At 68.3% G+C, this 19,835-nt stretch carries 16 protein-coding genes; 4 read left to right on the plus strand and 12 right to left on the minus strand.

Annotated elements, in window-relative coordinates; genetic code table 11:
* Window positions 1-46 precede the first annotated feature (46 nt).
* Window positions 47-748 carry a UdgX family uracil-DNA binding protein gene (locus BN2156_RS19315; protein WP_090516581.1) on the plus strand — a complete coding sequence of 234 codons (702 nt, stop codon included), beginning with the start codon at window positions 47-49 and terminating at the stop codon, window positions 746-748.
* Here the strand turns inward: BN2156_RS19315 and BN2156_RS19320 are convergent.
* Genes BN2156_RS19320 through BN2156_RS19345 form a run of 6 tightly spaced genes read right to left on the minus strand, consistent with a single transcriptional unit; the run spans window position 664 to window position 7,183 of the window.
* On the minus strand, window positions 664-2,127 hold the full coding sequence (locus BN2156_RS19320; protein ID WP_090516582.1) for an aminotransferase class I/II-fold pyridoxal phosphate-dependent enzyme: 1,464 nt from the start codon (window positions 2,125-2,127) through the stop codon (window positions 664-666). The two genes, BN2156_RS19315 and BN2156_RS19320, sit on opposite strands and share 85 nt — an antisense overlap.
* Window positions 2,093-3,238 carry an MFS transporter gene (locus tag BN2156_RS19325; RefSeq protein WP_308207957.1) on the minus strand — a complete coding sequence of 382 codons (1,146 nt, stop codon included), beginning with the start codon at window positions 3,236-3,238 and terminating at the stop codon, window positions 2,093-2,095. Before BN2156_RS19325 ends, BN2156_RS19320 begins: the two co-directional genes overlap by 35 nt.
* On the minus strand, window positions 3,235-4,512 hold the full coding sequence (locus tag BN2156_RS19330) for an amidohydrolase family protein (RefSeq protein ID WP_090516583.1): 1,278 nt from the start codon (window positions 4,510-4,512) through the stop codon (window positions 3,235-3,237). Before BN2156_RS19330 ends, BN2156_RS19325 begins: the two co-directional genes overlap by 4 nt.
* Complete coding sequence (locus BN2156_RS19335) at window positions 4,506-5,618, minus strand: CoA transferase (protein WP_090516584.1); 1,113 nt, start codon at window positions 5,616-5,618, stop codon at window positions 4,506-4,508. The genes BN2156_RS19330 and BN2156_RS19335 overlap by 7 nt, the downstream gene beginning before the upstream one ends.
* On the minus strand, window positions 5,618-6,586 hold the full coding sequence (locus BN2156_RS19340; RefSeq protein WP_210436673.1) for a MaoC family dehydratase: 969 nt from the start codon (window positions 6,584-6,586) through the stop codon (window positions 5,618-5,620). Before BN2156_RS19340 ends, BN2156_RS19335 begins: the two co-directional genes overlap by 1 nt.
* A gap of 30 nt (window positions 6,587-6,616) precedes the next feature.
* The gene (locus BN2156_RS19345) at window positions 6,617-7,183 is read right to left on the minus strand and encodes a TetR/AcrR family transcriptional regulator (protein WP_090517501.1); all 567 of its coding nucleotides are present in this window, start codon (window positions 7,181-7,183) and stop codon (window positions 6,617-6,619) included.
* 173 nt (window positions 7,184-7,356) lie between these two features.
* On the opposite strand from BN2156_RS19345, the gene BN2156_RS19350 reads away from it, so the two are divergent.
* Together BN2156_RS19350 and BN2156_RS19355 are read left to right on the plus strand one after the other, a co-directional pair.
* Window positions 7,357-8,610 carry an NADH:flavin oxidoreductase/NADH oxidase family protein gene (locus BN2156_RS19350; protein ID WP_090516586.1) on the plus strand — a complete coding sequence of 418 codons (1,254 nt, stop codon included), beginning with the start codon at window positions 7,357-7,359 and terminating at the stop codon, window positions 8,608-8,610.
* On the plus strand, window positions 8,607-9,035 hold the full coding sequence (locus tag BN2156_RS19355; RefSeq protein WP_090516587.1) for a nitroreductase/quinone reductase family protein: 429 nt from the start codon (window positions 8,607-8,609) through the stop codon (window positions 9,033-9,035). The genes BN2156_RS19350 and BN2156_RS19355 overlap by 4 nt, the downstream gene beginning before the upstream one ends.
* Here BN2156_RS19355 and BN2156_RS19360 read toward each other — a convergent pair.
* From BN2156_RS19360 to BN2156_RS19370, 3 genes are read right to left on the minus strand one after another with little or no spacing between them, the layout of a single operon-like run.
* Window positions 9,025-9,927, minus strand: a complete 903-nt coding sequence (locus BN2156_RS19360) for an enoyl-CoA hydratase/isomerase family protein (protein ID WP_090516588.1) — start codon at window positions 9,925-9,927, stop codon at window positions 9,025-9,027. The two genes, BN2156_RS19355 and BN2156_RS19360, sit on opposite strands and share 11 nt — an antisense overlap.
* Window positions 9,924-11,444, minus strand: coding sequence for a fatty-acid--CoA ligase FadD4 (fadD4, locus tag BN2156_RS19365; RefSeq protein WP_090516589.1), 1,521 nt, complete (start codon window positions 11,442-11,444; stop codon window positions 9,924-9,926). The genes BN2156_RS19360 and fadD4 overlap by 4 nt, the downstream gene beginning before the upstream one ends.
* 57 nt (window positions 11,445-11,501) lie before the next feature.
* A complete protein-coding gene (locus BN2156_RS19370; RefSeq protein WP_090516590.1) occupies window positions 11,502-12,068 on the minus strand; it encodes a TetR/AcrR family transcriptional regulator in 567 nt (188 codons plus the stop codon).
* 85 nt (window positions 12,069-12,153) lie between these two features.
* On the opposite strand from BN2156_RS19370, the gene BN2156_RS19375 reads away from it, so the two are divergent.
* Window positions 12,154-15,192: an MMPL family transporter gene (locus BN2156_RS19375; protein WP_090516591.1), complete on the plus strand. Its 3,039-nt coding sequence runs from the start codon at window positions 12,154-12,156 to the stop codon at window positions 15,190-15,192.
* A gap of 116 nt (window positions 15,193-15,308) precedes the next feature.
* Here the strand turns inward: BN2156_RS19375 and BN2156_RS19380 are convergent, their stop codons facing one another.
* From BN2156_RS19380 to BN2156_RS19390, 3 genes are all read right to left on the minus strand, one after another.
* Window positions 15,309-17,135, minus strand: a complete 1,827-nt coding sequence (locus BN2156_RS19380) for a phosphoenolpyruvate carboxykinase (GTP) (RefSeq protein ID WP_090516592.1) — start codon at window positions 17,133-17,135, stop codon at window positions 15,309-15,311.
* Window positions 17,136-17,292: 157 nt separating this feature from the next.
* Entirely contained in the window at window positions 17,293-18,783 is a 1,491-nt protein-coding gene (locus BN2156_RS19385) for a hypothetical protein (protein WP_090516593.1), read from the minus strand.
* Window positions 18,780-19,700, minus strand: a complete 921-nt coding sequence (locus BN2156_RS19390) for a P-loop NTPase family protein (protein ID WP_090516594.1) — start codon at window positions 19,698-19,700, stop codon at window positions 18,780-18,782. The genes BN2156_RS19385 and BN2156_RS19390 overlap by 4 nt, the downstream gene beginning before the upstream one ends.
* Between the last annotated feature and the right edge of the window lie 135 nt (window positions 19,701-19,835).

Here is a 19,835-nt window from a genome sequence, read left to right on the forward strand (position 1 = left end):
CCCGCGCTGCGCGTGGCAAAACGATCGATATGGGTATCCACAGGAAATGAACAGCGCAGCGCCGTTCGTGCCCGAAACACATCAGCTGTCCGAGCTGGCCAAGGCGGCACGGCACTGTAAGGGATGTCCGTTGTATCAGGACGCCACGCAAACCGTTTTCGGGTCAGGGCGGCCATCGGCCCGCATGATGTTGATCGGTGAGCAGCCGGGCGACCGGGAGGACCGGGCCGGAGCCCCCTTCGTCGGTCCTGCCGGGCGCGTCTTGGACAAAGCCTTGGCCGCAGCCGAAATCGACCGCGCCGAGCTTTACCTGACCAACGCCGTCAAGCATTTCAAGTTCACCACCAACGAACGGGGCAAGCGCCGTATCCACAAGACGCCCAGCCGAACTGAGGTGGAGGCATGCCGGCCGTGGATCCTGGCCGAATTGGACACCATCGCCCCGGAAGTCGTCGTCCTGCTGGGCGCGACCGCCGCCAAATCCCTTCTCGGAAACGACTTTCGGGTGACGCGCCATCGGGGAGAGGTCCTGCACTCCACAGGCTTGGTGTCCGAGGGGGATCCGGCACTGGTCGCCACGATTCACCCGTCGGCTGTGTTGCGCGGACCGTCAGAGAGCCGTGACGAAGCCTTCGACGGACTGGTCGCCGACCTTCGCATCGCCTACGCGACGACGCGAACCGTGCGCAGCGAAGGATCGGCGGGGTCCGGTACGTTCATCCCGGCCGAAAGCCCCGTCCGTAGGTAGTCCAGGACCGGCTGGTTGATCCGTTCCCCGGGCACCACCGCGGGAATCCCCGGTGGGTACGGGGTGATCTGCTCGGCGGAAATCCGGCCGGATGCCTGCTCGACCGGTATGTCCTCGACCGGCCCGAAAAACGCGTCCCGGGGCGCCATCACGCTCTCCAGTTCCAGCTCGTCGGGGGTGGGAAGGTCGACGCGTGGCGGCGGGTCGAAATCGTGGGCGGCCTTGCGCCACAGCTTGAGTGCCTCGACCAATCGCCCCGCGGTGTCCGAACCATCGGCCAGCGACATGGTGGCCAGGACCCGGCGATGGTCGGTCATCCCCAGATCGAGCTGGCAGTACTCCCGCAACCAGTCCGAGGCCTGGTATCCCGAGGTGCCCGTCGCCGACACGTCGATCAGTACCTGCAGGCGATCCAGGTCGTGTGAGGCCTGATTACCCAGCAGTTCCTCGTCGAGGACCTCGATGTCGTCGATCTCCTCGATCTCCCGCCGGGTGGCGTCGGCCAAATCCAGTGCAGCACCCATCAACTCATGCCCGTGCTGGACCATCTGCCGCCGCCAGCCGTCGATAGCGCTGTACACCAGCACATTCGGGCTGGTCGTCATGAGCAGGTCGGCGCACGCGGACAACCGGTTCTCGTCCACCAGATCGCCCTGCAGATGAAACACCGAACCCTGCTCGAAACCGGCACCCATCTTGTGGACGCTCACCACGCACACGTCCGCGCCGGCATTCATCGCCCAGGTCGGCAGGTCTTCGTGGAAGGGCAGGTGGGCACCCCAGGCTTCGTCGACGATCAGCGGCTTGCCCCGGGCGTGGCAGACATCGGCGATGCCCTTGATGTCGGCACACGTGCCGTATGGGCTGGGGCTGACGATCAGCGCCGCCGCGGCGTCCGGGTGGCGCTGCCAGGCCTGCTCGACCTGCTGCGGGGACGGCGGGTGCGAGACGTGCCGCTCGGCGTCCCACTGCGGAGTGATCCAGCGCGGCGTCAAACCCGAGAAGATCAGCCCGGCCACCACCGATTTGTGGCTGTCCCGGCTGAGCAGCAGGCTGCCGTCGCACCCGGCGACGGCCATCATCGCGGCCTTTACCGACAGCGAACTGCCGCACGTCGAGAACCACGCCACCCTCGCGCCCACCGCCTCGGCCATCAAATCCTCGGCCTTCCTGAGGTAGCCGTTGCTCATCCGCCGGTCGTCGAGCCCGCCGCTGGCCAGGATGTCGCTGAGGAACGGCTCGCGCCCCAGTACCTGCAGCACCCGCTCATCGACACCACGGCCCTGTCTATGCCCCGGCGGCGAGAAGCCGTACCGGTTCGAATTGTGGTACTCGTGCAGCGCGTCAAGCAGCGGTGCCGCGCCCTGATCGCCCGTCATGCCGGGTGAGTACCCACATCAGCGCGATGCCCACACACGCGGCCGTCATCACACCGAAGGCTGTCGAGAACGAGAACGATGTGGCCAGGGCACCGACGGCCAGAGAACCCAGGCCGGTACCCGCATCGAACCCGACGTTCCAGGCCACACTGACCGCGCCGCGCGCATGCTCGCCGGTCGCGGCGAACGCCTGGACCAGGGTGAGATTCTGCAGCGCACCATAGGCGGTGCCGAGCAGTGCACAGCCGATCACCACGACGTATCCGCCGACGCCGATACCCGCGGCGATGACCGCCAGACCGACCGCACCCACCGCCAGCATCGGCGCGATGAACCTCGCCGCACCGTGACGATCGGCAACCCCGCCGACCAGCCAGCGGGCCAGCGCCGCCGTGCCGGTCATCGCCAGCAGCGCCCCCAGCGCTGTCGTCGCACCACCCAGCTGGGGTGCGAACGTGAGGATTCCACCGCCGGCCGCGGTGATCACCACGAGCGCAGCGATCGGACCGACCAGCCCGCGCGCCCCGTCGAGACGATCCGAATGCGGCTCGTGTACCAGAGTCGGCGCCGGCCGGGTGAACGCCAGCGGGACCGCCAGCAGAGGGACGCCGGCCAACACGAACACCCACTGATACCCGACGTTCTCGGCCAGCCACGGCGCCAGCGGCGTCAACACGAATTGCGGTGCCGCGATGGACAACCCGTACGCTCCGATCGCACGTCCGCGACGCTCCTGCGGAATCAGGGCAGCGATACCCCGGACACTGCATACCGTGAGGATGCCGAAACCCAACCCCCGCAGCGCCGCCAGAAGCAATACCTGCCACAGGGATCCGGTCGGCAAGTGCAGCAGCGCCGGTATCCCCAGTAGCACGAGCCCGAGCGCCTGCGTGGCCGCCCAACCGGCCCGCCGCAGCAGCCGTCCGACCAACAGTTGCGCGATGACGGTGAACAGCATGAGCACGCTGTTGACCGCTCCGGCGCCCAGGTTGTCGGCACCGATCTGCACCGCCCACATCGGAGCCACCGGCAGCAGCAGCGAAAAGCCGGCGAAACCCAATGCCGCACACGCCAACAACGCCGGCATGCCCGGCACCCGCCACACACTCACCGTTCGAACACCACCGAACCGCCGACGATGGTGGCGGCCACCAGATCAGCGTCGAGGGCATCGACCACCCGCTGTGGCGAACCCGCCAGCAGGCACAGGTCACCGGGCTCACCGCAGGCGATGCGCCGTGGCCTGGACGGATTTTCGGCGCTGCCCAGGAACATGGCCAGTGCACGCCGCCCCGATATCCGCTCGACCGGGTTGAGCACCACACCACGCGGCGTACGACGGTGCACCGCCGCCCGCATCGCGGCCCACGGGTCAGGGGCGCCGAACGGCGCATCGGTGGACAACGCAACCGGCACCCCCGCGGCGAGCAGGGTGGCCAGCCGCCACAACTGACCATGCTCGGCGGCGGGCACGTCCGTGCGGTACTGGTCACCCCGCTCGGCCACGAAGTTGGGCTGGGTTACCACCGTGACGCCGAGGGCGACGAGATCGGCGATGCAGTCCTGCGGCACGATCGCCGCATGCTCGATCCGGTCTGCGGGATGGCCGCCCGCCGCGCCCAGTGCGGCGATGGTGACGACGAGTTGTGCCGCGGTCACGCAGTGCACGGCCACCGGTTCACCAGCGCGGTGCCGCTGCGCGATCCAGGCCGTCAACGCGTCCAGGTCGAGCGCGTCATCGTGCAGGATCCGTTTGCCCGGGGCCAGGCAGTGCACGCGTTGGAGCAAGCCTTCGGGCCGGTCAGCGGGCTGCAGGTCAGGCGTGGCGTCGGTGAGACCGGTGACGCCGTATCCGGCGAGCCGGGCGCTGAACTCCCTGACCGCTGCGGGCCGGCGCTCCAGGGCCTCCGACCACGTCCGGTCCGCGCTGCGCAGACGCCCGTCGGGATGGTCGCGCAGACCCAGGGCCGCCAGGCCCGCCGAGTTCACCGTCCACAACACGCCGCTCCGGTGTTGCACGCGCACCGGGACATCGGGGACCAATCGATCCAGTGCGTGCCGGTCCAGCGGACCGGCCACCGCTTCGTGATAGCCGACGGCGCGGATCCAACCGTCGCTTCCGGTGACCGCGGCGGTCAACACGCCGGCAAGCGCGGCCTCATCGGCCACCTCGGCGGGGCCGACCCGGATCGAATCCTGTTCAGCTGCAGCCGAGTACACGTGCAGATGATGATCGTGCAACCCGGGTATCACCGTGCCGAAGGCCGCATCGAGTACCTGCTCGCCGGGTTTGGCCGACAGTGATTCCGCGACGTCCTCGATGGTGGCGCCGACGCGGATGTCGGACACCGTCCCGTCGAGCATCGTCGCGCGGCGGATCAGCATGGCGCATCGATCCGTTTCGTCACCAGCCGGCGGACAACCTCGTTGTCGGCTCCGAGTTCCCGGCCACGCAGGCCCACAGCGGGTCGCACCGGGATCACATCGGCATCTTCTCCGTCCTGGGAGCGGTATCCGGCGGCCACGGCCGCCATCGCGAATTCGATGAGCTCCCCCCCGCCGTGTTCACGCGAGGCCGCCACGGCCGCTGCGGCATGAAGCCCGGTCAGCGGGTCGGCGATGGCGTCGCCCATGAACACCGGTGCGGCCGTTCGATATCCGACCAGGCCGCCCGACACCGCGGCGTCGTCGCCGAAGGCCACCCAGTCCGCCTTCTCCCCCGCGGCGCCGTGTCCGGTGATGCGCACCCAGATCTGCCCGGGCCGTGTTCCGACGGTGTCGGGGCCGAGCCCGCGGCGGCTCAGCGCCGCCGGCCGGGAGGACTCGATCACCACATCGGCCACCTGGATCAGCGCAGCCAGATCGTCCGGCTCGTCGAAATCGACCGCATACGAGAGCTTCCCGCCGTTCATCCAGTCGAAGAACTCCGGCGCCCCGGCGCGGGTCCCGTCCGGACGGCCCCCGCTCTCCACCTTGACGACGGTCGCCCCCGCCCGGGCCAGCAGCTGTCCGCACAGGGGCCCAGCCCACATCGACGACAGGTCGGCCACCAGAGCCCCGGCCAAGGATCCGGTCCGGGCCGGTCCGAGTGGGCTCACCACCGGAGTCGCGGGCGCGGTCTCACCGAGCACGGCGACCGGCAGGCCCAGCAGCCGGGCTCGCCCGGCCACCTCCGCAGCGGTGCGCATCGCCGCCCAGTCCAAGACCGCGGGCCATGGGTCGTTGCCCACCGAATCCACCTGCAGCAGAGCCGGAATCACGGCGATGTCGTCGGCACGCGACAGGGTCAGGGCACACCATCCGTCATCGGTGGCCAGCAGTCGCGTCGCCCCACCCGCCGAGACCTGTGCCCGCGGTGCGATGTCCAACTGGGCCGCACGTCCGGTGAGCAGTTCGGTGGCGTCGACCGTGATCCCGGTGCGCGCCGTGAAGTCGTCGGCGACCTGCTGGGCCTGCCTCAGCAGGGCCATCGGAATCGCCAACGGTGTCATCAGAAGTGCAACGCGCTGAACCGCCAGTCCAGCACCTGGCGGTCGTCGCCACCATCGGGTCCACCGGCCGCGTAGACCAGTGAGCGCAATTGCAACACCCCCGCGTCGGCCGCTTCCACGTGCAGCTCACTGAACAGGGTGTCGCCCTCGTGCACCGGACCGGTGTGGTCGCAGGATTCCCACCCCAGCACCGTGGCCAGGTTCGGCAACAACCGGCTCGCCTGGGCCAGGGCCAGCCCGATGGTGTGCCCGCCGTACACCAGGCGCTCGCCGCCGGCACGCCAGTCATGGTGGGTCGCAGCGATGTTCAGGGTCAGCCGGGCCAGCTCCGGCGCGCTGCTGACCACATCGGCGGTGCTGTGCAGCACCGTGCCGGCCAGGCCCGGGTCGAAGTGAGGTCCGGGCACCCGGGCGCGGAAGGCGTCCGCGTCCCAACCGGCGGTGGGGTCCGGGGCTGTTGCGCCGGCACCGATCATCGACAGGTCATCGGCGTGCCCGGTGTCGATGTCATCTGCGGACAGCGGCAGCATCGCGCAGCGGTAGAAGTCGAGAACCTTGCGGTCCTGCTGGTCGACAGTGGTCATCCGCAGTGCCGCCAGGCCGGTGGGCGCCCGTCCAGGCTTTGCCGAATTCTGTTTGAGTCCAACCACTTCGGTGCGGGTATACAGGGTGTCCCCGATCACCGGGCAGCGATGGAACGCCAGCCCGCGGTAGAAGAGATTGGCCTTGACCCGCTGAGTGACCAGGGTGCTCTGGCCGATCGCGACATCGCACACCAGCGCCGGATGCGCCAGCGGCCCTGGCTCGCCGGTCACCGCAGCGGCGAGTTCGGTATCCAACGCGAGCCGCAGCCGGTCACCGAGGATCGCCTGGTGCGTCGCGGCCGCACCGGCGGTCAAAGTCATCGACGGCGCGGAATCAAAAACCTGACCGACCTGCAGGTCGTCGAAATGCGGGCCACCAGTCACAACTCGCACTGTAGAGCAGGGGGCGGCAGCTCAGGTGCCCGGCAGGTGCAACCTGGTGAGTTCGACGAGATGCCGGCCGACATCATCGAGCGCATCGGTCTTCTGAGCCGCAATCGCCATGATGATCGCACCTTCGATGGCGGCGATCGACATGGTCGCCAGCGAACTGGCTGTTGCGGCGTCCGTACCGGAGCGCATCATCCGCTCGGTGAGGATCGCGTGCCAGTCCTCGAACGTTTCGGCGGCCACCTCGGCGGCCTTGGGTGCCTCACAACGACCCAGGACGGCCGCGACGATCGGGCAGCCGGCCTGCAACTCCGTCTCCGCAAGCTGCAATTTCCACTGGTCGATGAATGCCTGTACGGCCTCGGCCGGGTCGCGCCCGTCGTCGGTCGCCCGGATCAACGTCGTCAGCGTCTGCCCGGCGATCCGGGTCGCCTCCGCGACGAGTTCCTCCTTGCCGCCCGGGAAGTTCAGGTAGATGGTCCGCCGGGAGACGCCACTGTCCTGAAGCAGGGCGTTGACGCCGGTTCCGGCGACACCTCTGCGCCGCAACAGCCCGGTCACACTCGTGATCAAGGTGTCTCGTGCTGACATCGCGTCCGTCGCCTCCGTAGTCTCCAGCACCCCCCACCACGCACTAGACCAATCAGTCTACCCGCACGGGTTTCCCGATCAGCGCCATTGCCACTAGACCGATCGTTGCACTAGACCGATCGGTGTACTAGCGTCGCGGAGGCATCCCCTGGCGCCATTTCGAGGAGACCGCCATGCCAGACATTCACGACCCACTGCCGCTTGCCAGTGGCCAGGTCCTGCGCAACCGGCTGATGAAGTCGGCCCTCAGCGAAGGCTTGGGCGACGCCGGCCACGGTCCGGACCATCGGCTGGTCGAGCTATACCGGCGTTGGGGAACGGGTGGGTACGGGCTCGTGATCACCGGGAACGTCATGGTCGACCACGATCATCTGGGTGAGCCCGGCAACGTCGTCATCGAAGACGACCGGCACCTGGACGGACTCTCCAGATGGGCCAAGGCCACCAAAGACGGCGGAGCGCTGATCTGGATGCAGGTGAACCACCCCGGGAGGCAAGCCAATCCGTTGGCCACCCGGTCTCAGCCGGTGGCACCCTCACCGATCCGGATGAGCGTGCCCGGCTGGCAGGCGCCACGTGCCCTCACTGACGACGAGATCGAAGCCACGATCGACAGATACGCACGGACCGCGGCTATCGCCGACGCAGCCGGCTTCGACGGAGTCCAGATACACGGTGCGCACGGGTATCTCGTCGCCCAGTTCCTGTCACCACGCACCAATCAGCGGACCGATCGATGGGGCGGCGATGCAGAACGCCGGATGCGCTTCGCGCTCGAGGTGGTGCGGCGGACCCGCGCTGCCGTCAGCCCCGGCTTTGCGGTATCCATCAAGCTCAACTCTGCCGACTTCCAGCGTGGTGGCTTCACCGAGGAAGAGTCGCGCGCCGTCATCGCCGCGCTGAGCGCCGAGGAGGTCGACATGATCGAAATCAGCGGTGGCACATACGAATCACCCGCCATGGAAGGCAGACCCGCGGTGCAATCGGCCTCCACAAAGGCCCGCGAGGCGTACTTCATCGAGTACGCCTCAGCCGCCCGGGAGGTCGCCGGGGACGTGCCTCTGGCCGTGACCGGCGGTTTCCGCACGCAGGCCGCGATGAGTGAGGCCGTCCGGTCGGGAGCCACTGACGTCATCGGGTTGGGTAGACCCACCACGGTCAATCCGGCGGCAGCCGACAACCTACTGGTGGCGCGCCACGAGCGCCTCCGAGTTCCGGACGTCTCACTTCCGCTGCCCGCTCGGCTGTCGAACACCGCCCGGGCCAAGACCTTTCTCAGCGCGCTGGAACTGCAGTGGCATGCCACCCAATTGCACCGGTTGGGCGCCGGCCGCGATCCCGACCCGGCGATCGGGCCCCTGATCACCGCACTGCGCCTGCTGAAGGGCAACGGGTTGGACGCCTTTCGCGCAAGGAGGAGCTCATGACCGGAACTCGATCCGACAAGTCCCTGAGCAAGTTCCGCAGGGAGCGGGCGCTCGGACGCTATCTGCTGAACCCCGCTGTCACGGTGTTGAGCAAGCTGGGCCTGCGCACCGCCCTGGCCTCCGAATTGGAGACCACCGGCCGCAAGACAGGCCAGTTGCGGAGAGTTCCCGTCTCCGCCCAGTTCGATGCCACCGGCGCCTGGGTGATCTGCCAGCACGGCACCCGATCGGGCTGGGGCAGCAATATCGCCGCGAACCCGAACGTCCGGCTGCGGCAAGGGTCCCGATGGCGCACCGGCATCGCGCAGTTCCGGCCCGACGACGACGTCGTCGCGCGGGGCCGCAAGTTCGGCGCGATCGGTGCGCGCGTCGTCAAGGCCCTGGAGACCACCCCCGTCTCGGTGCGCATCGACTTCACCGACTGATGCCGACCTCGTCGATCAGGCCCCACGCCAGTGCTGTCGCGGCGCCGATGGTGCGCCCGGAGAGCACGAGATAGGCGGTGCGCCACCGGCCGATGCGTCGCGTGATGCTGACCGTGCCGCCGGCCCCGGGGATCAGACCGAGCGCGAGCTCAGGCAATCCGAGCGTGGCATCCGGATGGCAGCTGACCCACCCGCAGTAACAGGCCATTTCGAGTCCGCTGCCCAACACCTGGCCGTGCACGTCGGCCCGACAGCGCCGTCCCAGCCTGGCCGCGAGTTCATCGAGCACCAGGGCCGGGCTGTGGCGGGTACGGGCCAGATGTGCGCTGGCCGGATCGGCGAATGAGCCGAACTCGGCCAGATCGCCGCCGCTGCAGAATGATCGGCCGTTGCCGCCGAGCACCACCTCGTTTACCGACGGGTCGAGCCGGGCCACCTCGAGGGCTTCCAGCAGGGCGCCGCGGGCGTCGGTGGAGAACGCGTTGTGCCGCTGCGGCCGGTTGAATCGGACGTGAAGCGTGTTCCCGTCGCGATGTGCCTGCACCGGCTCGGGCAGCAGCGGCGCGGTGGCCGGGCCACGTCCGGCCAGCCACCGGGCGAACTCGGGTCCGGACTGCAACGTCGAATACGCAAGCGACTCGGTGATCAACCCGGACCGGGTCGGCCCGGCCGGGTCGAGGGATCGGAGCACGTCGTCACAGACCGCCGCGGCCTGCGGCCAGGTGCGGCACCGCTCGGTCAGCTCGCTCAGCGCCCGCTCCACCGAGTCGACGGTGACGGCGCGCCGGTCTCCGGTGGGCCGTTCCGTCAGCGTGAACGTCGCGTCCTCCGTCGGGGTCTCGACCCCGACGCGGATTCCCGCGGGCAGCTCGACGGTGCTCTCCTCTGTCACGAGTACTTGTTTATCAGCCCTTGCTTGTAGAGCTTGCCGGTGTCGGTGCGGGGCAGTTCGGCCTCGAACGAGATCGTCCGCGGGCACTTGTAGTGCGTCAGGCGCTCGCGCAGCCAGGTGAGGAGCTCTTCTGCGAATTCCGGGGTGGCATCGGCCGGATCCACGGTCTGCACCACACCCTTGACGCTCTGACCCATCTCCTCGTCCGGGATGCCGAACACCGCGGCGTCCATCACCTTGGGGTGGACGACGAGCATGTTCTCGGCCTCCTGCGGGTAGATGTTCACGCCGCCGGAGATGATCATGTGGTGGCGCCGGTCGGTGAGGTAGAGGTAGCCGTCCTCATCGACATAGCCGATGTCGCCCACTGTCTTCCAGCCGTGAGACTCACGTGATGAGGCGGTCTTCTCGGCGTCGTTGAGGTACTCGAAATCGGCGCCGCCCTCGAAGAAGATCTCGCCGGCCTCACCGGGTGGCAGTTCCTTGCCGTCCTCGTCGAGGATGTGCACCACCCCGTTCATCGGCTTGCCGACCGAACCCGGGTGCGTCAGCCAGTCCTCGGCGAAGATCACGGTCGCGCCGATCGCTTCCGAAGACGCGTAGTACTCGTCGACGATCGGCCCCCACCAGTCGATCATCTGCTTCTTGATCTCGACCGGGCACGGCGCGGCGGCGTGCATGACGCGTCGCAGGCTCGACAGATCGTACGAATTGCGCACGCTCTCAGGGAGTTTCAACATGCGCGTGAACATCACCGGAACGAACTGACCCTGCGTCACTCCGTACTTCTGGATCGCGTCGAGCGTGCCCTCGGCGTCGAACTTCTCCAGCACCACCGTGGTGATTCCGGCGGCGTGGGTCTGCATGGACCACACCGAGGGCGCGGTGTGATAGAGCGGCGCGGGGCTCAGATACACCGAATCCGGCTGCATCCAGAACCCCACCAACGCCGACATCATGCCGGGGGTCTCCGAGGGTGGCACGTGCGGCAATTCCCGCTTGATGCCCTTGGGCCGTCCCGTCGTGCCCGACGAGTACTGCAGCAGGTCCCCGTCCATCTCGTCGTCGATCGGGGTGGCCGGCAGGTGCGCGACGGCCTCCGGGTACCGCTGCCACCCGTCGAGCTCGCCGTCGGCGATCAGCAGGATCTCCGGCAGGCCGTTGGGCAGCTCCTTGTCCAGACCGCTCAGGATGTCCTTGAGCACGGCAGAGCCGACGATGGCCTTGGCTCCACTGTTGTCGATGATGTACGCGGCTTCGGCTGCAGTCAGGTGCGTGTTGATCGGCACGTAGTACAGGCCGCTGCGGCGCGCCGCCCACATCACCGCGTGGATGTGCTCGTTGTTCTCCATGAGGATCGCGACCACGTCGCCCTCTTGCAGCCCGTGTTGACGGAAGTAATGGGCCAGGCGATTCGCGCGGGCTTCGAGCTCACCGAACGTGACGACGGTGCCCGACGGGTGGAGGATGATCGCCGGCTTCTCAGGGTTGGCCTCGGCATGCTCGCGGATCTGCATAGGGCACTGTAACCGGCGCCACTTGACAGGTGTCAAGTGGCGCCGTGGCACGCGGCTTCAGTCGGCGCCGATTCCACGCAGCAGGATCATCAGCCCCGCGCTGGCGTCATCGAGCGGCCGAAGCGAGCGGGCGCTGCGGCACTGGATGATCGCCCCTTCCAACGAGCTGACGATGAAGCTCCCGAGCGAGACCGCGGTGGCGGCGTCGACGCCCTTGGACTCGATCGACTCGCCGATCACCCTGGACCAATCAGCAAACACCGTTGCCGAAGCGTCGCGCACCACGAGCGCATCCGGCCCCGCCTGGGCGGCCGACATGATGGGACATCCCGCGGTGAAATCACTATCGGTGAGGTTCTGTTTCCACCCGTCGACGAAAGCGCGGATCACGTCCTCGGCAGGCAGAACCTGCGTCAACTCCAGAATCCTGGCGGTGATGATCCGCCCGGCCTCCAACGTCGCCTGCTGCATCAACTCCGTCTTGCCGGCCGGAAAGTGCTGGTAGATCGATCCACGAGCGGTGTTGCTCCGCTCCAGCAGATCACTGAGCCCGGTCGCGTGCACGCCGTGCTCACGCATCAGCTCGATGGCGCTCCGAATCAGACGCTCCCGTGGGCCCGCCACTGTCGCCACACTCCCTGTCACCGAAATAGACCAGTCGGTTCATCCTAGTCGACCATCCATAGACCGATTGGTCTACGATGCCGCAATGCACAATCTTGCGATCTTCGGCAAACTCACCAGAGTCTGCGCGAAGCATGCGTGGTTGATCCTCGGAGCCTGGCTGGCCCTGGCCGGTGTGCTCAACCTGGCCATTCCCCAGCTCGAACGCACGGTGGCCGAACACTCCGCGCCGTTCACCCCGGAAAGCCCGACGACCGAGACCCTGCGGCAGATGTCCCGCGACTTCGGCGTCCCCGACACCACCGCCATCGGCAGCATCGTGGTGTCCAGCGACCGAGTCCTCGGTGACGCCGACAAGGCCTACTACCGCGATCTGGTGACCCGATTGGTGGCCGACCACGATGACGTCGCCTATGTGCTCGACACGTACGGCACGCCCGGCCTGGAGGGAATCGGGCTGAGCCCGGACGGAAAGGCCATCCACCTGATCGTCGCCACCACCGGCGACGTCGGCTCCACCCGGGCGCACCGGTCCACCGAGAACGTCCGCGCCGCGGTCGAGGACCTACCCCGCCCATCGGGCGTCGACGTGAACTTCACCGGAGCCGCGCCGACCCTGTCGGATCTGTTCTCCGCGATCGACACCTCACTGGCCATCATCACGGTGGTCTCGGTGGTGCTGATCACGCTGCTTCTGCTGGCCGTCTACCGGTCCCTGATCACCTCGATGATTCCCCTTCTCACCGTTGGTATTTCACTCGCGGTAGCTCGGCCGGTGATCTCGTGGCTGGGCGGCAACGAGCTACTCACGGTCTCGAACTTCACCATCGCGCTGGTGACCGCGATGGTGCTGGGAGCCGGCACCGACTACGGCATCTTCATGCTCGCCAACTACCACGAGGGCCGGCGCCGCGGGCTGGTGGTCGACGACGCAGTCGCCGGGTCCGGTGCACACACCGCGGGAATCATCATCGCCTCCGCGCTGACCATCGCCGGCGCCGGAATGGCCATGGTGTTCACCGAGATCGGGATGTTCCGCACCGCGGGGCCGCCGATCGCGCTGTCCATCGCGATCACCATGGCGGTCAGCCTGACCCTGACACCTGCCATCATGGCGCTGTGGGGCCGGCGCGGATACGCCGAACCGCGGCCTCTCGACGAACGGCGCTGGCGCAAGCGCGGCGCGGCTATCATCCGCCGGGCGCCGGCCCTGGTCGCCGCGTCCCTGGCGTTCCTCATCGCCATGAGCTCGGTGCTGTTCACCTTCGAACCGAACATCGACGAGAACGCCATGCAGCTGCGTGCCACCGACAGCAAGCGCGGCTACGAGGCCGTCTACCGGCACTGGGGGGTCAACGAGGCGGCGCCGGAGTTCATCACGATCCGGGCGGACCACGACATGCGCAACACCAACGACCTGGCGGCGCTGGATCTGATCGCCATGTCGATCGGCAACCTTCCCGAGGTCGCCTATGTCCGCTCGATCACCCGCCCTGAAGGAAAACCGCTGCCCGAGACGGCCATCGGCTCACAGACCGCGCAAGTCGGTGCCGGGCTCGAGGACGCGCACGACCGCGTCGAACAGGCCATACCGCAACTCAAACGTCTGGCCAGCGGCGTGACCCAATTGCACGACGGCTCCGCGGATGCGGCGGCCCGGCTGCCCGAACTGACCGACGGCGCCCGCTCCCTGGTCGAGTTGGCACGCAATCTCCTCGGGACCCTGGAATCCGCCGATCGGGTGGTGGACCGCCTCTCGGGCGGTTCATTGGATGTGGTGACCGCGGTGCACAGCATCTCCGCCGCCACCGACTCCCTCGACCAGGTGGTCAACGAAATCACCTCCGCACAAGAACGATTGGCCGCCCCCACCGCGGCATTGCACGCAGTGTTCGATCCGCTCACCGGCGCCGAGCCGTCGCCGGCCTGCGCAGCGGACAGCTCCTGCCTGCGCGCCAGGCAGGCCTTCGCCGACCTCAACGCAGCCACCGGCGGACGCGCGCTGCTGGCGGTCAACGGACTGACTCTCGCCGCGCCGCTCGTCCCGCAAGGCCCCGTGACAACCGCACTCGACGCGCTGCCCGACCTACGTGCCGGCGTCAAGAAACTACGGGCCATGCTCGATCAGCTCGGTACCCGCACCCCTGAGCAGACGCGTCAGGAACTGGGCCGGCTCCTGACCGGGATCAACGAACTCACAACAGGTCTGGGCCGTCTCACCGCGGGTCTGGGTCAGGTGAAGACCGGCACCGACACGATGGTCACCCTGACCACCGAACTCAGTGCGGGCCTCGACCGCGCCTCGGATTTCCTGCATCGGATGTCGGCCGATACCAGCACCGGCGCCGGGCGGGGCTTCTACCTGCCCGCCGAAGGCCGGACCGACCGCCGCTTCACCGCAGGTGAGCAGCTGCTGATCTCCCCTGACGGACGCAGTGCCCGGATGATGGTGGTCTGGGCGGTGAACCCCTACGGCGCCGAGGCGATGGGTGCGGTGCCCGACGTCATCGCCGCGGCCAACAATGCCGCGACCGGAACCGTCCTGGAGCACGCGCAGATCGAGTCGACCGGGCTGGCCTCGCTGTCCCAGCGTCACATCGACCAAACCTGGCGGGATTTCGCCCTTTTCGGTGTCGTGGCGGTGGTGGCAGTGCTGCTGGTGCTCGTCGTGATGCTGCGCAGCCTGGTGGCCCCGCTGCTGATGATCGCCGCGGTGGTGCTGTCCTTCGGGGCGGCGGCGGGGATGTCCACCTTGATCTGGCAACACCTGATCGGCATCAGCCTGGACTGGTCGGTGTTCCCGGTGTCGTTCATGGCGCTGGTGGCGGTCGGCGCCGACTACAGCATGCTGTTCGCCGCACGCATCCGCGAGGAATCCCACAGTGGGGTGATCAGCGGCATCATCCGCGGATTCGGCAGCACCGGCAGCGTGATCACCACCGCCGGGGTGGTTTTCGCGATCACGATGTTCGCCCTGACGAGTGGGACCGTGCTCAACCTGGTGCAGATCGGATCGACGGTCGGCATCGGGCTGCTGCTCGACATCACCGTCGTGCGCACCTACCTGGTGCCTGCCGCGATGAGCCTGCTGGGCGAGCGCATGTGGTGGCCGGCCCGCGCGTAAGACCTCGGGCCCCAACGCAAACGTGCACCCTCGTCGATGACGAGGGTGCACGTTTTGCTGGCGCGTGGCGGCGTGTCTACCGGCAGACACGCACGCTCGCGGTGCTGGCTAGGCGCTCAGGACTCTTCGGCCAGGCGGTGCTTGAGGGCGTCGAACTCGTCCTTGATGCCGGTGGGCAGCTTCTCGCCGACGAACTCGAACCACTCTTCGATCAGCGGCAGCTCGGCCCGCCACTCCTCGGCGTTGACAGCCAGGGCCTCGTCGACGTCGGCCGGATCCACATCGAGCCCGGACAGGTCCAGGTCCGCCGCGGTCGGCACGATGCCGATCGGGGTGCTCTTGCCGTCGGCCTTGTGCTCGATGCGCTCGATCGCCCACTTCAGCACGCGGCTGTTCTCGCCGAAGCCCGGCCACAGGAAGCGGCCGTCCTCGCCACGGCGGAACCAGTTGACGAAGAACACCGCCGGCAGCTTGGACTCGTCGGCGTTCTTGCCGATGTTGATCCAGTGCTGGAAGTAGTCGCCGACGTTGTAGCCCAGGAACGGCAGCATGGCCATCGGGTCGCGGCGCACGGTGCCGACCTTGCCCTCGGCGGCCGCGGTCTGCTCGGAACCGAGGGTGGCACCGATGAACACGCCGTGCTGCCAGTCGCGGGCCTGGGTCACCAGCGGGACCGTGGTCTTGCGGCGGCCACCGAACAGGATCGCCGAGATCGGCACACCCTGCGGGTCATCCCACTCCGGGGCCAGCGTCGGGCACTGCGAGATCGGGGTGCAGTAGCGCGAATTCGGGTGCGCCGCCTTGTCTTCCGACTCGCGGTACCAGTCGTGACCCTTCCAGTCGATCAGGTGGTCGGGGTCGCCCTCCAGGCCTTCCCACCACACGTCGTCGTCGTCGGTCTTGGCCACGTTGGTGAAGACGGTGTTGCCCGCGGCGATGGTCTTCATCGCGTTCGGGTTGGAGTCCCAGTTGGTGCCCGGCGCGACGCCGAAGAAACCGAACTCGGGGTTGACGGCGTAGAGGCGGCCGTCCTTGCCGAACCGCATCCAGGCGATGTCGTCACCGACAGTCTCGGCACGCCAGCCCGGGATGGTGGGCTGCAGCATCGCGAGGTTGGTCTTACCGCAGGCCGACGGGAACGCCGCGGCGATGAAGTAGGACTTGTTCTCCGGGGAGATCAGCTTGACGATCAGCATGTGCTCGGCGAGCCAACCCTCGTCGTGGGCCATCGCCGAGGCGATGCGCAGCGAGTAGCACTTCTTGCCCAGCAGCGCGTTGCCGCCGTAGCCGGAGCCGAAGCTCCAGATCTCGCGGGTCTCCGGGAAGTGGGTGATGTACTTGGTGTCGTTGCACGGCCACGGGACGTCCTTCTGCCCGGGCTCAAGCGGCGCGCCGATCGAGTGCAGCGCCTTGACGAAGAAGCCGTCGTCGCCGATCTTGTCGAGTGCGGCCTGACCCATCCGGGTCATCGTGCGCATCGAGACCACGACGTACTCGGAGTCGGTGATCTCCACACCCAGCTTGGGATCCTCGGCATCCAGCGGACCCATGCAGAAGGGCACGACCCACATGGTGCGGCCGCGCATCGAGCCGCGGTACAGGTCGGTCATGATCCCGCGCATCTTGGCGGGTTCCATCCAGTTGTTGGTGGGGCCGGCGTCGATCTCGCGCTCGGAGCAGATGAAGGTGCGCGATTCCACCCGCGCGACGTCCGAGGGATCCGAGAGCGCCAGGTACGAGTTCGGCTGCTTCTCGTCGTTGAGCTTCTGGAAGGTGCCCTGCTCGACCAGGTGGGCGGCCAGGCGGTCGTACTCCTCGGCGGACCCGTCGGCGAAGACCACGCGGTCGGGTTGGGTCAGTTCTGCGACCTCCTGGACCCAGGCGAGCAGACCCTGATGTTTCGTCGGTGCGGTGTCCAGACCCGGAATGGTCGCTGAGGTCATCAAAATTCTCCTGCGTAGGTTTGTGGAACCCAAGCCACGTCACGACGCGGTTACGGCTACCCCTTGGGTAGAGGTTAACGCGGGTCACATACCCACGGTGAACCAGTGGTATGTCCGATCACTCACAGGAACGATTCAGATCGACGTTATCAGCTGGTTACTCGTCAGTAGCATCGCTGTTGCCGTACAGATCGGCCCGGACGGCGTTCAGCGCCCGCTGTAACGGCGGGATCCGCCGGTCCCGCTGAGCCGCCGCCCGCGCGGTCGCGATGGCATGCTCCCGCAGCTCGGCGTCCATGGCGGCGGTCTTCTCGGCCGCCACGGCCGCCTCGGCTTCCGCACGGGCCGCCAGCTCGCTGGTGAGTGCGGTCTCCGCGGCCAGCACCCGCGTCGCGACCAGCTCCTCGACCGCCGAACGCAGCGTGGTGGTGATCTCCCCGACCCAGCGGTCCAGTACCGCCCGGTCGTGCAACAAGCCGCGGGTGCCGACCACCCAGACCGCCAGCAGCAGACCCACCACCGCACCGACCACCAGGCCGGCCACGGCCAGGCGCGGAGCCGCGCCGGCCAACACCCTGCTGACCGCCACGGCTACACCCAGCCCGAAGCCTGCGCCCAGAACCAGCATCAGCCGGGTCTCGGGGGTCCGCGACTTCAGCCGCGGTGAGGGCAGGTCGGGCACCTGCGCCGGGGCCGGCGACTCAGGCGAGGACAGCTCGAGTTCGGCGGCGACACCGCGCAGGTGTGCGGTGACACCCTCGTCGACCTCGCCGACGACCTCGTGCGCGCGGTGCCGGGCGTACTCCTCGAACGTCTCGATCCGGCGCCGGCCGATGCCCGCGACATCCTCCTGCAGTTCGGTGCGCACCGAGTTGGACCGGTTGCGGGCGAAGTAGCCGAGTTGGACCCTGGCCTGCTGCATCTGGCTGCGCAACGCGATGCTGCGCTCGGTGCGGGTCAGCCTGCGGGCCCTGGCCACCTCGGCGCGACGCTCTTTCAACACGTCCACCCGCGCCTGCCGGTCGGCACCGGACCCGTCGGCCTCATACCGCAGGATGACCGCTTCCAGGCGAGTTTCCCAGGCGCGCAACCTGTTCCGGCGCGTCACCTCGGGGTCGGCCAGCCGGCCGGTGAGCAGTTCGACAAGCTCGTCGAGCTGCGGCTCACCGAGATCGGGTGCAGCCGCCACCCCGACCCACGGCATGCGCGCATAGCGCTCGTCGCGCTCGCTCAGGATCGCCGCATCAGCGTCGCGGACCTCCCGCCAGTCGCGGTACGCATCGATCTTCGACACCACGCCGACCACCAGATCGGTGTACCGCGACGCCAAATCGACCAGGGCACAATCTGATTCAGTGAGCGGAGCCGCAGCAGAAACCACGAACACCACCGCCGCCGGCGCCTCCCCGGCAACCAACTCGGTGGATTCCACGAAGGTGATGTGCGGCATCCGCTCCCGCAACGCCGCCATCACGCTCGTCGACCCGGCCAGCCACGGCCCCGCTACCAGCACCGCGTCGCGGGTTTCGACCCCCGGCGAGTTCAGGCCCGCATCGATCGCGGCCACCACGGCGTCGGCGGCGGCGATCTGTTCTTCCCGCGACCTCGCGCTCACCGCATCATCCGGAGGTGTCTCCACGTCGGTCATCGTCGCCTCCCCGCCGCACCCAGCAGCCGCAGCGACCCTCGCACGATGTCGTCACCGCAGCTGCGGTGCAGGGCGTTCACCGGACCGTCGCGGTAGCACCGCCAGCGCCGCGCGCGACACAGATGGGCATCGCGGTCGTCACCGGGATCAACGGCCAGGCCTTCGCCCTGCACCACTTCGACGGCCGCGGCCATCACCGCGAGCACCGTGTCATCGGCAGCCAGGAAACGTCCCACCGCACCGCCGCCGACCGCGCGCAGCTCGGCAAGCGCCCTTCTCACCCGCCGGTAGCGGGCTCCGGCCGCCGCAGCAGCCACTGCCGCCGCCACCCGGTCGACCTCGCTGAGCCGTCGCAGCAGACCCGGCAAGGCCTCGGCGGCCACACCTGCGCTCAACGCCAGGGTGGTGTGCGCGATCCCGAACCGGTCGAGCTGTTCGAGCAGCTCAGCGCGCACCGCGGGCCGCACCCGGTGCGGGCCGGCCACGAAGGCGTCCGCCGAAGTCAGATCGGCCGGCTCGCCGGCCAGCAGCCGCAGCGCGTCCAGCAGATGCGGCGGAAGTGCGGGGGTCGACGCCAGCAGGGCCACCATCGGCACGACCGGCACTGCGGCCAGGTGCTGCAGGCCCCGGGCCCTGCGGTGGGCGGTCGCGATCGGCCCGCCCGGACCGGAGCCGGCCAGATCCGCCTTGTTGAGCACCACCACCACCGACCGGCCAGACCGGGTCAGTTCCGCCAGCAGAGCCTGGTCCTCAGGCTTGAGGACCTCGGCGATCACCAGCACCGTCACTTCACCGGCCTCGGCGATCTCAAGGCCCACACCGGCCAGGGCGGAGCTCACCGTGCTCACGCCGACACCGCGCCGCCCGCGCACGTCGATACGAAGGGGAGCCGATACCCGCGCACTGATCGCCGCCAACCGCGCATCGCCGTCACGGTCGGCAAAGCGTGAGAGCTCGTCTGCGAAAATCTGGCAGCCTTCCCTGCGTCGTGACGGGCGCAACCCCGGTGCCCACGAAAAATCGTGACACGGCCCCGGCGGACTCGCGAACAG

This window comes from Mycolicibacterium neworleansense, assembly GCF_001245615.1.
Taxonomy (GTDB): Bacteria; Actinomycetota; Actinomycetes; order Mycobacteriales; family Mycobacteriaceae; genus Mycobacterium; species Mycobacterium neworleansense.

Excerpts from the sequence above, each read along its gene's own strand:
- BN2156_RS19320 (WP_090516582.1), bottom strand. The coding sequence starts at position 2,127 with ATGACGGGCGATCAGGGCGCGGCACCGCTGCTTGACGCGCTGCACGAG.
- BN2156_RS19385 (WP_090516593.1), bottom strand. The coding sequence starts at position 18,783 with ATGACCGACGTGGAGACACCTCCGGATGATGCGGTGAGCGCGAGGTCG.
- BN2156_RS19380 (WP_090516592.1), bottom strand. The coding sequence starts at position 17,135 with ATGACCTCAGCGACCATTCCGGGTCTGGACACCGCACCGACGAAACAT.
- BN2156_RS19345 (WP_090517501.1), bottom strand. The coding sequence starts at position 7,183 with ATGTCAGCACGAGACACCTTGATCACGAGTGTGACCGGGCTGTTGCGG.
- fadD4 (WP_090516589.1), bottom strand. The coding sequence starts at position 11,444 with ATGCAGATCCGCGAGCATGCCGAGGCCAACCCTGAGAAGCCGGCGATC.
- BN2156_RS19355 (WP_090516587.1), top strand. The coding sequence starts at position 8,607 with ATGACCGGAACTCGATCCGACAAGTCCCTGAGCAAGTTCCGCAGGGAG.
- BN2156_RS19375 (WP_090516591.1), top strand. The coding sequence starts at position 12,154 with ATGCACAATCTTGCGATCTTCGGCAAACTCACCAGAGTCTGCGCGAAG.
- BN2156_RS19335 (WP_090516584.1), bottom strand. The coding sequence starts at position 5,618 with ATGACACCGTTGGCGATTCCGATGGCCCTGCTGAGGCAGGCCCAGCAG.
- BN2156_RS19350 (WP_090516586.1), top strand. The coding sequence starts at position 7,357 with ATGCCAGACATTCACGACCCACTGCCGCTTGCCAGTGGCCAGGTCCTG.
- BN2156_RS19315 (WP_090516581.1), top strand. The coding sequence starts at position 47 with ATGAACAGCGCAGCGCCGTTCGTGCCCGAAACACATCAGCTGTCCGAG.
- BN2156_RS19330 (WP_090516583.1), bottom strand. The coding sequence starts at position 4,512 with ATGCTGATCCGCCGCGCGACGATGCTCGACGGGACGGTGTCCGACATC.